Below are 15,959 nucleotides of genomic sequence, written 5' to 3' on the forward strand. Positions count from 1 at the left end.
TAAAGACAGTTGAATTTGAGTTTACTCAGATATTCTATTGGTTTTACAGTGCTGTTCTTCGCCGTCCGCTTTGCGGACAAGAAGGGCAGTGCCCAGCGCACCACATTCATTCGCAAGTAGCGAAGCGGATTGCGAATGAACTTCCCAATAAACCCAATATTACGTTTAGCGGGTTAAGGAAATAATTGGTTATAAAGTTACGTTGTATATTTAATTATAGAATAGAAAAAATCAGTTCCCTAATGCGAAGTTATTCGGTCTTATAAGTTGGGTCAAAAGAAATAAAATAAGTATTTACCCTCTAAAGTTTTCTTGTATTAATGTTCGGTGTAGTAATTACCATAATCTTTAACACTTAAACCTATTTGGCTATGGGGTAGTTTTTCCCATGGGCTAAGAAAATCAACATGATGAAAAATAGATTAAAAAAGATCGCAATTCTCTTATTTATAACGGGCCTTATGGCCCAATCCTACGAACCCAACTGGGAATCTCTAGATTCGCGTCCGACACCGCAATGGTACAAGGATGCGAAATTTGGCATATTTATCCACTGGGGATTGTATTCTGTACCCGCGTGGGGACCAAAAGGCAGTTATGCAGAATGGTACCTCAATGGCATAAACAGGGGAGATTCATTGCGGTTAGAATACCATAAAGAAAATTATGGCGTAGATTTTCCTTACCGTGGATTTGCAGACCTTTTTAAAGCTGACAAATATAATCCTGATGAATGGGCAACCTTATTTGAAAATGCCGGTGCCAAATATGTGGTATTAACATCCAAACACCATGACGGATTTTGCCTTTGGCCTAATCCCCAAAGTAAGGGATATAATTCAAGTGAATCAGGTGCAAAACGCGATTTGCTGGGAGACCTAACAGAAGCAGTGAGAAAGACTGATGTTAAAATGGGGTTTTACTATTCGCTCTACGAATGGGATAGTCCACTATATCCATCCAATGTAAAGACTTATGTTAATGACTATATGCTGCCTCAATTCAAGGATGTGGTGCAGCGATATAAACCATCAATCATTTTTTCTGATGGTGAATGGGATAGGGGTAGTGATCAATGGCGCAGTGAAGAGGCTTTGGCGTGGCTTTATAACGAATCTGACGCGCCCTCGGATGTGGTTGTGAACGATCGTTGGGGAAGTGATACACGTTTCACTCACGGTGGGTATTATTCCACGGAATATGATCCGAACTCTGGTTCAATGAATGAAGAATTCATCGAGCGTGGATGGGAAGAATGCCGTGGAATTGGTATGTCATTTGGTTATAACCAGAATGAGGGGCCGGAAGATTATATGACTTCCGAAGCTCTGATTAAACTATTAGTGGATATTGTGAGCCGAGGCGGAAACCTTCTCTTGAATATTGGACCAAAATCTGATGGTACAATTCCAAAAATAATGTCGGACCGTTTGCTCGATATTGGTGCATGGTTGGACGTCAATGGCGAAGCAATCTATGGCACAACGGTAAATAGGATTACACGAACTGATGATGGCAAAGTGCAGTTCACATTATCCAAGGACCGCCGAACACTTTATGCATTTGTAGATAACCTTTCAGGAAATAAGATAACGATACCATCTGTTGTAGCAAATGGTGATACGCCTGTCTTCATGTTGGGACAGGAAAAGGGACTTTCTTGGGAAAACACCAATGGCGGATTAAAAATTGATCTCTCGAGAATTTCCCCGAATGAATCAATCGTTTATACATTAAAAATTCCTGTCACACCCTATTTGGAAAAACCAAAGATCGTTATATCAGAAAACCAGACATTCAAATCCAAAACTAAAGTGACACTTGCATCAGATCAAGAAGGTGTGGATCTGCGGTATAGTTTTAATGGTCAGCCATTAAATACAAAAAAAGGAAAGAAATATAAAAGGCCATTTAATGTTAGAAAAAATTCGATTATGAATGTTCAAGCCTTTAAAAAAGGATATCAACCCAGCGCCGTTGTGTCCACACCAATTGTCTTATTAACCAAGAAGAATGGATTAAATAGACAATACTATGAAGGTGCTTGGGATAGTCTGGACGGAATGCTAAAATCAGACGTTGTGTCGGAAAAAACAGTGTACAATTTTTCGTTTGATACAGATAAGAAAGACAATTTTGGTTATATCTATTCAGGGTTTATCGAAATTTCAACAAGTGGAAAATATCAATTTGAAACTACCTCGGATGATGGGTCACGATTATTGATTAATAATAAAATACTAATTGATAATGACGGGCTCCATGCCAGAAAAACCTTCGTAGAAACTATCCAATTGAAAAAAGGAAGACATCCCATTGAATTGCAATATTTTGAACGGGGCGGTCAGGAATATTTAATGGTTGAATGGTCCGGACCGGGAATTGAAAAGATGCAGATTCCGGCTAACTATTTTTACGTCGAAGATAAATGATATTCAGTTTTGCGAAGGATTGTCTATTTGAAAAAGAGCATCAATATTATTGATATCCCCCAAGCCCCCTTTAGAACGGGGGATTAATAGGGGCTCTTTTTATTTGTCTGGATGAAAATGTATTATAATCCTGAATTGAAGCAGCTTGCAAGAAACCTTAGAAATAACTCTACCTTAGCGGAAGTGTTATTGTGGAATGAACTCAAATAAAAACGGATGAGGGGTTATCAGTTTTATCGTCAAAAACCAATCTTAGACTATATTGTTGATTTCTATTGTTCCAAATTGGATTTGGTCATTGAAATTGATGGCATTAGTCATATTGGTGAAGAAGTTGAAGATAAAGAGCGACAATCTAAAATTGAAAATTTAGGGATAGAATTCTTGAGGATTCCTGATAATGAGGTCAAAGAAAATATGGATGGAGTTTACCAAGTGATAGTAGAATGGATTGAAATTCATGAATCAAACAAAAATTAGGGGCAAGACCCATCAGGTCTCCCTTGTCAAAGGGAGATTTAGAGGGATATCATAAATCAATGTGCCCCTTGTCAAAGGGAGATTTACCTGCCCGCCTTTGGCATTCAGGCGGGGAGGGATATTTAAATAATGAAGCCCCTTACCAAATGGGAATTAGTTCACGTATTAGTGTATTTTCGAGTTCTCTTTGTGAAGCTTTACCTCGGTTTACAAAAGTGAAATGATAATAAAAAGATGATAAAAATTTTAAAACTCAAGAACTGGTCCCCGCCAAAAAATTGGCAAGAAATTCAAACCATCGATGCACACACTGGCGGTGAACCACTACGGATCATCTTGAGTGGCTATCCCGAACTCACGGGAAATACACTCCTTGAAAAGCGAGCCGACGCGAGAGATAATCATGATAATATTCGCAAGGCGCTCATGTGGGAACCTCGGGGACACGCTGATATGTATGGCGCTATAATCGTTGCGCCAGATACTCCCGGTGCGGATTTTGGTGTAATCTTTATCCATAATGAAGGATATTCCACTGGATGTGGCCATGCTGTTATCGCATTAACAAAAGTAATCGTTGAAACCGGTCTAATCCCAATGACCAAACCAGAGACAGAAGTCAAAATGGATGTACCATCGGGGTTTATCCGAGCAGTCGCAGCAATTGAAAATGGAAAAGTCACCGGTGTTCGGTTTCAGAATGTTCCTTCATTTGTTCAAAAAATGGATTCTGAAATCGATGTCCCGGGTTTGGGAAAGATAAAATATGATTTAGCATTTGGCGGCGCTTTCTATGCTTTTGTGGATGTGGATCAGGTTGGTTTGGATTGTACGGAAGTCCACCAACAAGCATTAATTGAAAAGGGAATGATAATCAAACGTGCCATTGTAGAAAGTGTAAAAATGGATCATCCTACAGAACCGGATATGAACTTTTTATACGGCACCATTTTTACGGGACCGCCAGAAGACCCAAATCACCACAGCCGAAATGTTTGCATTTTTGCCGAAGGGGAAGTGGATCGAAGTCCGACAGGAACTGGTGTAAGTGCCCGTGCGGCCATCCATTATGCGAGGGGTGAAATTAGTGTGGGAGAACCCATCACCATCGAAAGTATAATCGGTTCAACATTTTCTGTGAAGGTGGATGAAGTAACATCATTTGGAAAATATGATGCGGTCATTCCGGAAGTGAACGGGAATGCTTTTATCACGGGGAAGAATACATTTTGGATTAATCCGGACGATCCTTTAAAAGATGGATTTATTTTAAGATAAAAATGAATTATAAAGTGAAATTTGTAAAAAGTAAAATATCCTTGTTCATAACACTATTATCCATTGGATTAACGGGCTGTTCATCAAAAGTGAATTACCTCGAAACATCCACAAAACAATACGGTCAATTGATTGAATTTGTTGGTGATTCTTTGGGCCATCCGCGGACACTGAATGATGATGGATCAACAAAATTAGTGAATACAGACGATTGGACCAGTGGATTTTGGCCCGGAAGTTTATGGTACTTGTATGAGCTTACCGATGACGAGAAATGGAGAAATGAAGCACAGAGGTTTACGGTAAATATGGCGGAACAGCAGTTTAAAAACATTAACCATGATATTGGTTTTAAAATGAATTGCAGTTATGGGAATGGCTACCGTTTGACCCAAAACCCTGATTATGTTGATGTTTTGATTCAAAGTGCCAAGACATTAGCTTTACGGTTTGACCCCAATGTGGGATGTATTCGTTCCTGGGATTTCAATCAGCACATTTGGGGTTACCCAGTTATTATTGACAACATGATGAATCTTGAATTGTTATTCAAGGCAACAAAATTAAGTGGAGATTCAATCTATTATCACATTGCTGTTTCCCATGCAGAAACAACATTGAAAAACCATTTTAGGCCTGACAACAGTTCATATCACGTAGTGGATTATAATCAGGAAACAGGAGCAGTCTGGGGAAATTTCACCCATCAAGGTTTTTCCAGATCATCCGCGTGGGCTCGAGGACAAGCATGGGGCCTATATGGATTTACCATGACCTATCGTGAAACTGGGGATAAACGGTTTTTAGATCAAGCAAAAAAGATTGCTGATTTTATTTTGAATCACCCAAATCTTCCGAATGATCTCGTACCCTATTGGGATTTTAATGCAGGGAATATTCCGGAGGAGCCAAGAGATGTTTCCGCTGCTGCAATTATTTGTTCTGCTCTTTTTGAATTGAGCGAACACCTTGGGGATGAAGGAAATCCATACCTTAAAAAAGCACAAGAGCAATTGCATAACTTATCTAATCGTACCTATTTGGCCAAAGTTGGGTCTAACGGAAATTTCCTTTTGAAGCATGCAGTTGGTAGTATCCCTCATGGCGCAGAAGTGGATAAACCATTAAACTATGCAGATTATTATTTCCTTGAAGCCCAAGTCCGGAATAAAAATTTTACATTTAATTAAATATTTCTTTTTACTAAAGTATAACTGGTAAAAATTTAATTCCCTATATTGTTCAACTATTTGAGAATTTGAAAGGCTCATTATGAAATCACCAATGAATAGAAGAGATTTTATTAAAAGTACAGCCATTGCTGGCGCAGCCGCATCAATGATGCCAACATCATTATTCGGATCATCATCAAGCAAACTTCAGATTGGGGTTATTGGTACTGGATTTAGGGGCCAAGGTATGGTTGGGTTACTGCTCAATCGTCCCGATGTAGATATTCCTGTAATTTGCGATATTGACGACCGTATGTTAGAAATGGTGCTAAAAGTTTTTGCCAAGCAAGGACGACCCGTTCCCAAAATATATAAAGATGGTCCCGAGGATTTTCGCAATATGGTGGCGAAAGAAGATTTAGATGGGGTATATATTGCCACCCCTTGGGAATGGCACCATCCCATGGCAATGGCAGCCATGGAGAATGGCCTTCATGTCGGGACAGAAGTGCCGGCAGCCCTCACGGTAAAAGAATGTTGGGACTTGGTGAATACATCTGAAAAGACCGGCAAACTGTGTATGATTATGGAAAATGTAAATTATCGCAGGGATATTATGGCCGTCCTCAATATGGTTCGCCAGGGATTGTTTGGTGAATTACTTCACTGCCAAGGCGGATACCAACATGACCTTCGCCATGTGAAATTTAATAATGGCGAAGGTGCTTACGGCGGCGGAGTGGAATTCGGTGAAAAAGGATTTTCTGAAGCCAAATGGCGAACGCAGCATTCGGTGGATAGAAATGCTGATTTATATCCAACCCATGGATTAGGGCCAGTGAGTCCCATGTTAGACATTAATCGTGGAAATAAAATGATCCATCTGACTTCCACGGCGACCCAATCTCGAGGCCTCCACAAATATGTGGTTGAAAATGGGGGAGAAGATCATCCCAACGCAAAAGTGGATTTCAAATTAGGTGATGTGGTGACTACGGTGATTAAGTGCGCCAATGGTCAGACCATTATGTTAAGCCATGATACCAATTCACCTAGACCGTACTCATTGAACTTTCGCGTTCAAGGGACACAAGGCATTTGGATGAAAGATAATAAATCTATTTATATCGAAGGTACGAGTCCCCAAGCCCATCGCTGGGAATCTGATGAGGAATATTTGAAAAAGTACGATCATCCGCTGTGGAAAAAGTTTGAAGATCAAGCATCCGGTGCCGGCCATGGTGGTATGGATTTCTTTGTTGTAAGAGCTTTTGTTGAAGCATTAAAAGGCGATCAAACCCCAGTGATTGATGTGTATGATGCAGTCAGTATGAGTGTGATTGTTCCGCTGTCAGAAAAATCAATTCGATTGGATAGTACATCGGTGAAGATCCCCGATTTTACACGGGGAAAGTGGAAAACAAATAAACCCATCTTTGGGCTGGATGATCGGTATTAAAAATATTTAAATAGAGAAATCACCATGATATTATCTTCATTAGACTGGACAATCGTTGGCGCATATTTCGCCCTTTCATTATTCGTAGGCCTTTGGGTTTCAAGACAGGCTGGTCAGGATACAAAATCCTTCTTTTTAGCAGGGCGGAATATGCCTTGGTGGCTTTTGGGTGTCTCAATGGTGGCCACAACATTTTCCACCGATACGCCGAACTTGGTTACGGACCTCGTGCGACAGAATGGTGTATCCGGAAATTGGGGTTGGTGGGCCTTTTTGCTTACGGGCATGCTGACTGTTTTTGTTTATGCCAAACTATGGCGCCGTTCAGATGTGTTAACTGATATAGAATTTTATGAATTGAGGTATAGCGGAAAACCGGCGGCATTTTTACGAGGATTCCGTGCTTTATATTTGGGATTGGTCTTCAATGTTTTGGTGATGGGTGCGGTAAGTTTAGCCGCCATTAAGTTTGGTGAAATTGTTTTAGGGTTACCTGGGTGGTTGACCTTAACTATTGCCTGCTCCATTACGTTGGCCTATTCCACGTTGGGCGGCTTAAAAGCAGTCATTATTACAGATTTTGTTCAATTCGCCTTGGCTATGATAGGTTCCATTTGGGGAATGCTTTATATTCTCGGTTTGCCTGAAATTGGCGGACTTTCTAACTTGATTTCCCATGCAAATGTTGCAGACAAACTTTCACTCATTCCCGATCTTTCTGACCCCAATGCATGGGTGCCTGTTCTGCTTGTACCATTGGCTGTCCAATGGTGGGCCAGTTATTATCCCGGTGCAGAGCCCGGTGGCGGCGGATATATCGCCCAACGGATGTTTTCTGCCAAAGATGAAAAAAATGCTGTAGCCGCTACATTCTTCTTTAATGTGGCCCATTATGCACTCCGTCCGTGGCCGTGGATATTGATTGCCCTTGCTTCACTTATTGTTTTTCCTGAACTGAGTGATATCCAAAAAGCATTTCCTAATTTGCCTGCAGATAAGTTGGGTCACGATGTAGCATATCCTGCTATGTTGACTTTATTACCTTCAGGATTGCTGGGGCTTGTAGCAGCATCACTTATTGCAGCATTTATGAGTACCATGAGTACCCAATTAAATCTTGGGGCGAGTTATTTGGTGAATGACTTCTATCACCGATTTATCAACAAATCTGCATCAGAAAAACAATTGGTAAAGATGGGCAGATTATTCACAATTATTTCAATTATATTGGGGGGAGGCCTTGGGTTGATGCTCACAAGCGCAGGGCAAGCCTTTAACCTGCTTCTGATGATTGGTGCCGGCACAGGATTGATATACATCCTACGGTGGTTCTGGTGGCGGATTAATGCTTATACTGAGATTGTTGCAATGATCAGTTCCATCATAATAGCGGGATATTTCAATTTTGGTGATTCAGCTTTAGAAGGATGGCAAAAAATTGTGATTGGGGCCATCCTCACGACTATAGTTTGGATTGTGGCTACTTATGTCACGCCACCAGATGATGAAGAAACTCTACGGAATTTTGTGAAGAAAGTGAATCCCGGCGGCCCTGGTTGGGAAAAATATTCAGATGGCGTTTCCAGTGAACCATGGCCAGTACCGAAAGGAATTTTATCCATGGTATTGGGTTGTACGGCAGTTTATGGCTTTTTGCTAGGTATAGGGCAATTCATCTATGGCGAAACTGGAAGTGGGCTTTTTATTGTTGGATTGGGTATAATTGCTTCTGTTGGATTGTTTAAAGTGTGGGAAAAATAAACAAATGTGTTCTCGTACAAACGTAATCGGGTTTACACCATAATCCATTACGATACATGAGAATCTCTACTCCCGGTCGGATTTGTTTTTTTGGCGAGCATCAGGATTATCTCGGTCTCCCCGTCATAGCAATGTCGATTTCTCTACGGGCGATAATAAAAGGGGATAAGAAAAAAGGTAAAGAAGTCATTATCCATAAACCGGATTTGGGTGAAACTGAATTATTTTCATTAGATGATTTGAATTATACAAAACAGCGGGATTATTTCAAAAGTGGAATTCGGATTTGTCAAAATGAAGGACTTACTTTTTCATCCGGATTCGAGTGTAAGATTACCAGTAATATTCCCATCCGCGCCGGAACCAGTTCTTCCTCGGCTATTAACGTAAGCTGGATTCATTTTTTATCTAAAATGGCGGATAATCCACCAAACTGGAATCAACAGAAAATTGGTGAATTGACCTATAAAGCAGAAGTGACTGAATTTGATGAGCCTGGAGGTATGATGGATCAATATTCAACCGCCATGGGGAATCTTATTTATTTAAAATCGGAACCTAAAATTTCTATTCGATCATTAAATCCGAATTTAGGTTCTTTTGTTTTGGGAGATTCATGTGATCCCAAAAACACTATGGGGATTTTGAGCAGATGTCGCGATTCACGATTAGAAATGCTTCAAAAATTAAAAGTTAAAAATCCAGATTTAACATTTCATTCTTTAGATGAAAATGCTGATCTGTCTGATCTCAATCGAGATGAAGTTGAATTATACCGAGGCACGATCCAAAATCGAGATTTATTAAAACAAGCATTACCGGAATTAGAAAAAAACAATCCAGATCATCAATTGATTGGGGAATTGTTAACAGAACATCATTCAGTATTAAGGGATGTGCTTCAAGTTAGTACACCCAAAATCGAAGCTATGATGAATGCGGCCTTAGATGCCGGCGCTCTGGGTGGAAAAATTAATGGTTCTGGCGGTGGTGGATGTATGTTTGTCTATGCGCCGGACAATCCTGAGGAAGTTGCAGAAGCGATTGAAGAAGTAGGGGGGGAAGCTTTTTTTATTAATTCTGACTTAGGAACAAGAATTGATTAACTTCTTTGATTATTTTAAGGAAATTTAAATCATGCCCAATATATCACTTTTAGTCATGGCCGCCGGTATGGGGTCACGTTATGGCGGACTCAAACAACTGGACGCGGTAGGACCTCATGGCGAAACAATTATTGATTATTCTGTTTATGATGCGATCGCGGCCGGTTTCACCAAAGTAGTATTTATCATTCGCAAAGATTTCGAAGATCAATTCAAAGCCCAAGTAACGGATAAATATGGTGGCAAGATTCAAGTTGAATTTGCTTTCCAAGATATCCATGATCTGCCCAGTGGATATACATGTCCTAAGGGCCGGGTAAAGCCATGGGGCACAGGGCAGGCAATTTTATCTGCTAAGGATTTGATCAACGAACCATTTGCCGCCATCAATGGTGACGATTTCTATGGAAGGGAATCTTTCAAAACTGTAGCTGATTATTATAATGATGGTGCAAATCAATTCAGCATGGTTACCTTTCGACTGGAGAATACACTTTCTATTTTTGGTGGAGTTACACGGGGATTGTGTACTGTGAAAGAAGGAAAGTTGGATACAGTAGTTGAAACAAGCGATTTACAAAAAGTTGAGAACGGTGTTTCGTCCAATCGTGATTTAGCATTGGATGGAAGTGAGCCGGTATCCATGAATATGTGGGGATTCACACCAGTTCTTTTTAGTTATTTACAGGACAAGTTTGTGGATTTTTTAAAAGCTGAAGGATCCGAAATGAAAAGTGAATATTTGATTCCATCTGTGGTGAATGAATTGATCCAAGGTGGACAGGAAGATGTTCATATACTCAGTAGCGCTGCATCATGGTTTGGTGTTACGTATAAAGAAGATAAAGCCTTTGTCGTAGGCGAAATACAAAAACTGGTGGATATGGGAGCATATCCACAACAACTGTTTTAAGGACAAATAAATGAATCGTACAAATTTCTGTAGAATTGCAGCATGTTTACCCTCCGTGAGGCGTGGCTGCGTCTTTACAATTATTTCTGTTTTGGTAGCGCAAAACCCGGCAGAGATTGAAGATCCATCCATAGTTGAGATAAATAAGGAGCCGGCACGTGCCACGTTTTTCCCATATGAATCGATGAAGGTTGCCAAAACGGGCAATCCTTCAAATTCTCAATATTATCAATCCTTAAACGGAGAATGGAAATTCAATTGGGTCCGTAACCCCAACGACCGTCCTACCGATTTTTACAAAACAGATTATGATGATTCTGATTGGGTGGATTTCCCCGTCCCTGCCAATTGGGAAATAAATGGTTATGGGATTCCCATTTATGTTAATCAGCCTTACGAATTCACCCGGGACCCTCAACCACCGGATGTGCCCGATGATTATAATCCGGTTGGTTCTTATCGCGAGGATTTCAATATACCAGACGATTGGGATAACCGTCGGATTGTCCTCCATTTTGGCGCAGTAAAATCCGCATTCTTTTTGTGGATTAACGGGAAACAGGTTGGTTATAGTCAAGGAAGTAAGCTTCCGGCAGAATTCGATATTACGGACTATGTGAATTCGGGTGAAAACTTATTGGCGATTCAAGTGTATCGATGGTCCGATGGAACTTACTTAGAATGCCAGGACTTTTGGCGCATCAGTGGCATCGAGCGGGATGTTTACCTTTATGCCGAACCTAAAGTCCGTATAGCGGATTTCTGGGCTAAAACACCCATGGATGCATCTTATAAAAATGGAGAATTCACTTTAGACCTCTCGCTAGAAAATGGGTTGGAATATGTTCAGTCTACAAAATTAAAAGTAGAATTGAGGGATATAAATGGGAGAAAAATTTATTCTCATTCAAGACGGTTGAAGCTGTTACCAGGATCCCAAAAATATTCAGTGAATAAAACAATTAAGGATGTGTCTCCCTGGACGGCAGAAACGCCCAATCTTTATGACTTAACTATTACTCTTTCTAAAGGGTATAATGTCTTGGAAGTAATCACAGATAAGATTGGTTTTAGAACAGTAGAAATTAAAGGCGGACAGTTATTGGTGAATGGCCAACCCATCCTGATTAAAGGTGTGAACCGCCATGAACATGATCCCAATACAGGGCACGTTATTAGTCGAGCATCCATGGAAGAAGACATCAAACTAATGAAACAGTACAACCTCAATACTGTGCGAACATCCCATTATCCCAACGATCCTTATTGGTATGAATTGTGCGATAAATATGGTCTTTATGTCATTGATGAAGCCAACATTGAAAGTCACGGTATAGGCTATCATCCAGATCGAACCTTGGGCAATAAACCGTCTTGGGAGATAGCACACCTTAAACGAATCGAAAGAATGGTTGAGAGAGATAAAAACAGACCTTCCGTAATCATTTGGTCCATGGGAAATGAAGGCGGTGATGGGGTGAATTTCGTGGCCGGTTCCGATTGGATCCACGATCGCGACCCATCTCGGCCAGTCCATTATGAACGGGCATTGGAGAACAGTCATGTGGACATATACACACCCATGTACACCAGTATTGACCGCATTGTAGAGTGGGCTTCAGTGCCAAGGGAACGACCGCTTATTTTGTGCGAATATATGCATGCCATGGGGAACAGTCTAGGCGGTATGCAGGATTATTGGGATGCCATCCGCGCCAATAAACACCTTCAGGGGGGCGCTATTTGGGATTGGGTGGATCAAGGGTTAGCCGAAAAGACAGAAGATGGTGAAATCTATTATACTTATGGTGGTGATTACGGTCCGCCAGAAACACCCAGTGATGGCAATTTCCTCATCAATGGTTTGATTCAACCAAACCGAAAACCGAACCCTCACTTTTTTGAAGCAAAAAAGGTGTATCAGAATTTTTGGGTAGAACCGGTTGATTTAGCCAAATTTAAAGTGCAATTAATCAATGAAAACTTTTTTATTGATTCGAAGGATTACCAAATTGTTTGGCAAGTGAAAGCCGATGGGAAAGTGCTTGAAAAAGGTGAATTGAAAAATATGATTATTGGACCGCAGGACACCATGGAAGTGACCATTCCTGCGAAGGAAGTATTCGATAAACCCAACACGGAATATTTTTTAGAAGTTCAGTTTTTCACCAAGGAAAGAACAGACCTTATTCCAAAAGACTTTTTAGTCGCTTGGGATCAGTTAAAGCTACCTCAAGCTAATAAATCGGAATCCGCTCGTTCAAAAGGGAGCGTAACAGCCAATGAATCTGATCAGTTTATTTTAGTATCCGGCGATTGGTTTTCCATTAGTTGGGATAAGAACACTGGCAGAATTTCTGAATGGAATGTGGGTGGAAAAAACTTAGTCTCGAAAGGGCTTCAACCCAATTTCTGGCGTGCACCAATCGATAACGATTTTGGCAGTAAAGTACCAAATCGATTGGGAGTATGGCGGTCTGCAAGCACAGACTTTCAAGTTAAATCTGTATCATCAAAATCCATCAATAGTAGTGAGTATATGGTTACTGTTATAAACAATTATCCGTCACTTGAATCATGGGGAAAAACCGAATACCGAATCAAGGGGAATGGAGATATCCAAGTGAAACATAGTATTGAGCTGGAGAAAGAGGATTTACCAAACCTTCCTCGATTGGGTATGGTGATGGAATTGCCTCAACAATATGATGAATTAACCTGGTTTGGTCGCGGGCCTCACGAGAGTTATTGGGATAGAAAATCCAGCACAAAGGTAGATTTATTTAATGGTAAGGTCGTTGATCAATACCATCCGTATGTACGTCCTCAGGAGAATGGAAATAAAACAGATGTACGCTGGGCTGTCCTCAGCAATAAAGAAGGCAACGGATTAATGGTTATTGGTGATTCCCTTTCTATCAATGCTAGTCATTTTCGTCTTTGGGATTGGGATAATGGTAATGTTGGTTCGGCCAATGCATCTTCTACGGGAAATATCCGAACGACAAAACAGCAATGGCATACCGATGATATGAAGCCGGGCGACTTTGTAAATCTCCACATTGACTATAAACAAATGGGTGTGGGCGGACGAAATAGTTGGGGCGCACAGCCATTGGATAAGCATCAACTGCCGGCGAAATCATATTCATTTGATTTTACTCTGAGACCAATTAATTCAGAAACTAACTTGGTTGAATCCGCAAAGCATCGTTGAAAATATCGGTAATTATTCCCACATATAATCGACGGCATACTTTAGGCCGAGCGATTCAGTCGGTCATGGATCAATCCCTTCTACCAGCGGAAATTTTTGTGGTAGATGACGGCTCTACAGATGGGACTAGTGAATGGATTCAGAAAAGTTACCCATCTATTCAATTAATCATTCAACCTAAGCAAGGGGTTAGCGCCGCTAGAAACACAGGGATTAACGCAGCCGAATATGATTGGACTGCCTTCCTTGATTCTGATGATGAATGGCTTCCTAATAAACTGGAAAAGCAAGTTGAAGCACTTCAAAGGAATCCAGATATAAAATTTTGTCATTCGGAAGAAAACTGGATTCGGAATGGTGTTAGGGTGAACCAAAAAAAGGGACATCAGAAATATGGGGGATATATTTTTGAGCAGTGTCTGGATAAGTGCCGTATTTCTCCATCTACATTATTGATCCACAAATCAATATTTGAATCAGTTGGATATTTTGATGAATCCTTCCAAGTTTGTGAGGATTATGACCTTTGGCTACGGATTACAGCCAAATATTTGGTCTTGTATTTGAAAGAATCATTAGTCAAAAAATACGGTGGCCATGAGGATCAACTTTCTAATGTGAAAGAAGGAATTGAATTCCATCATATTCGCGTTTTAGAAAAATTGATAGAATCTTATTTTAGCGAAAAACAAAAGCAATCCATGGTAAACATGCTCATTCATAAGTTGAACATATACGCCAAAGGTGCGGCTAAAAGGGGACGAACTGAAGATTACCAACAATCATTAAAAAGGATTGATGAATTGTCATCTGTTGCGTGATTATATTACTGGACATTTTTTGATTCTCTGAAGAGGGGATACCAATAAAAAAAAGGAGTTGTTATGAGACGTCTATTTCGGACATCCATTATATTTTATATTATATCCATTTTCCTTGTTGCTCAAGACAAACCGAAATCAATCTTGCCGGGACCGGATCGGGCTGAAGGGGAAGGTCCATTTAAACGATTGGTGATTCGCGGTGCCATCGTCATTGACGGTTCAGGCGCGCCACCTCGGGGACCGGTAGATATTGTAATTGAAGGTAACAAAATAACTTCTGTAAGTGGCGTGGGATATCCTGGTGTGCCCATCAATGATGAGCGCCGTCCCAAAGCTGGCGATTATGAAATTGATGCCCATGGATCATATGTCATGCCGGGGTTCGTAGATATGCATGCCCATGCAGGTGATCCCCAAAAAGCGCCTGAAACGGAATATGTCTATAAATTATGGCTGGCCCATGGTGTTACCACCGTCCGCGGAGTTGGACTCGGTTCCCTTGAATTTAGTCTTAGTGAAAAGAAGCGCTCCGCCAAAAATGAAATTACTGCCCCTAGAATTTGGGCATATCAACGTCCTGGGCAAGGGAAGGATTGGAAGGGCGGTTCCATAAACGATCCGGCAACAGCCCGTAAATGGGTGAAGTACGCCGCCAAAAAAGGTGTAGATGGACTTAAGCTCGGTGCTTTCGAACCACGAATCATGGCTGCCCTTATTGATGAAGCTATCAAGAACAATTTGGGCACCACTGCTCATTTGGCTCAAACTGGCGTGGCTCGGATGAATACCATTGATGCAGCTCGACTAGGTCTCGGTACTCAAACGCATTATTACGGTCTTTTTGAATCCATGTATGAAAACCACGATATTCAACCCTGGCCGGTAGATATGAATTACAATAATGAACAGCACCGTTTCGGTCAAGTGGCACGCCAATGGAGTTTGGTGACGCCTAATGGCGGAAAGTGGGAATCACTTAAAAAAGAATTGCTTGAATTGGATATGACCATGGACCCCACCATGAATATTTATGCCGCCGGTCGCAATGTGATGATGGCCCGAAATGCGGATTGGCACGATATATATACTCTCCCATCCCAGTGGGATTATTACGCACCCAGCAGACGTGCCCACGGATCATATTGGTTCAATTGGACTACCGCAGATGAAATTGCATGGAAAAAATTCTACCAAGTATGGATGCAATTCTTAAATGAATACAAAAATGCTGGTGGCCGAGTAACTACCGGTTCTGATAGTGGATTCATTTATAAACTTTATGGATTTGGGTTTGTTGAAGAAATGGAATTGTTGCAA

Annotated in this window: 10 protein-coding genes and 1 pseudogene; all 11 read left to right on the forward strand. The window is 40.9% G+C overall.

Going from position 1 to position 15,959, the window contains the following annotated elements; genetic code table 11:
* The first annotated feature begins 407 nt into the window (after window positions 1–407).
* Window positions 408–2,432, forward strand: a complete 2,025-nt coding sequence (locus tag HN459_02015) for a hypothetical protein (GenBank protein ID MBT3478216.1) — start codon at window positions 408–410, stop codon at window positions 2,430–2,432.
* 111 nt (window positions 2,433–2,543) lie between these two features.
* A pseudogene (locus tag HN459_02020) lies at window positions 2,544–2,912 on the forward strand (DUF559 domain-containing protein).
* Window positions 2,913–3,146: 234 nt separating this feature from the next.
* A complete protein-coding gene (locus HN459_02025; GenBank protein MBT3478217.1) occupies window positions 3,147–4,190 on the forward strand; it encodes a proline racemase in 1,044 nt (347 codons plus the stop codon).
* Window positions 4,191–4,192: 2 nt separating this feature from the next.
* The gene (locus HN459_02030; protein ID MBT3478218.1) at window positions 4,193–5,380 is read left to right on the forward strand and encodes a glucuronyl hydrolase; all 1,188 of its coding nucleotides are present in this window, start codon (window positions 4,193–4,195) and stop codon (window positions 5,378–5,380) included.
* A gap of 82 nt (window positions 5,381–5,462) precedes the next feature.
* A complete protein-coding gene (locus HN459_02035; protein ID MBT3478219.1) occupies window positions 5,463–6,821 on the forward strand; it encodes a Gfo/Idh/MocA family oxidoreductase in 1,359 nt (452 codons plus the stop codon).
* A gap of 24 nt (window positions 6,822–6,845) precedes the next feature.
* Window positions 6,846–8,582 carry a Na+:solute symporter gene (locus HN459_02040; protein ID MBT3478220.1) on the forward strand — a complete coding sequence of 579 codons (1,737 nt, stop codon included), beginning with the start codon at window positions 6,846–6,848 and terminating at the stop codon, window positions 8,580–8,582.
* Window positions 8,583–8,638: 56 nt separating this feature from the next.
* Window positions 8,639–9,688 carry a GHMP kinase gene (locus tag HN459_02045; protein ID MBT3478221.1) on the forward strand — a complete coding sequence of 350 codons (1,050 nt, stop codon included), beginning with the start codon at window positions 8,639–8,641 and terminating at the stop codon, window positions 9,686–9,688.
* A 31-nt stretch (window positions 9,689–9,719) separates the two neighbouring features.
* Window positions 9,720–10,601 (forward strand): nucleotidyltransferase, encoded by an 882-nt coding sequence (locus HN459_02050; GenBank protein MBT3478222.1) that lies wholly within the window; start codon window positions 9,720–9,722, stop codon window positions 10,599–10,601.
* Window positions 10,602–10,611: 10 nt separating this feature from the next.
* On the forward strand, window positions 10,612–13,818 hold the full coding sequence (locus tag HN459_02055; GenBank protein MBT3478223.1) for a DUF4981 domain-containing protein: 3,207 nt from the start codon (window positions 10,612–10,614) through the stop codon (window positions 13,816–13,818).
* Window positions 13,819–13,820: 2 nt separating this feature from the next.
* A complete protein-coding gene (locus HN459_02060) occupies window positions 13,821–14,639 on the forward strand; it encodes a glycosyltransferase (protein MBT3478224.1) in 819 nt (272 codons plus the stop codon).
* Window positions 14,640–14,702: 63 nt separating this feature from the next.
* On the forward strand, window positions 14,703–15,959 hold a 1,257-nt coding region (locus tag HN459_02065; GenBank protein MBT3478225.1), incomplete at its 3' end, for an amidohydrolase family protein.

This window comes from Candidatus Neomarinimicrobiota bacterium (assembly GCA_018647265.1).
Classification (GTDB): Bacteria; Fidelibacterota; Marinisomatia; order Marinisomatales; family TCS55; genus TCS55.

Bases quoted from the DNA above. Each gene is read 5' to 3' on its own strand.
- HN459_02055 (MBT3478223.1), top strand. From the start codon at position 10,612: ATGAATCGTACAAATTTCTGTAGAATTGCAGCATGTTTACCCTCCGTG.
- HN459_02030 (MBT3478218.1), top strand. From the start codon at position 4,193: ATGAATTATAAAGTGAAATTTGTAAAAAGTAAAATATCCTTGTTCATA.
- HN459_02045 (MBT3478221.1), top strand. From the start codon at position 8,639: ATGAGAATCTCTACTCCCGGTCGGATTTGTTTTTTTGGCGAGCATCAG.
- HN459_02040 (MBT3478220.1), top strand. From the start codon at position 6,846: ATGATATTATCTTCATTAGACTGGACAATCGTTGGCGCATATTTCGCC.
- HN459_02025 (MBT3478217.1), top strand. From the start codon at position 3,147: ATGATAAAAATTTTAAAACTCAAGAACTGGTCCCCGCCAAAAAATTGG.
- HN459_02015 (MBT3478216.1), top strand. From the start codon at position 408: ATGATGAAAAATAGATTAAAAAAGATCGCAATTCTCTTATTTATAACG.
- HN459_02035 (MBT3478219.1), top strand. From the start codon at position 5,463: ATGAAATCACCAATGAATAGAAGAGATTTTATTAAAAGTACAGCCATT.
- HN459_02050 (MBT3478222.1), top strand. From the start codon at position 9,720: ATGCCCAATATATCACTTTTAGTCATGGCCGCCGGTATGGGGTCACGT.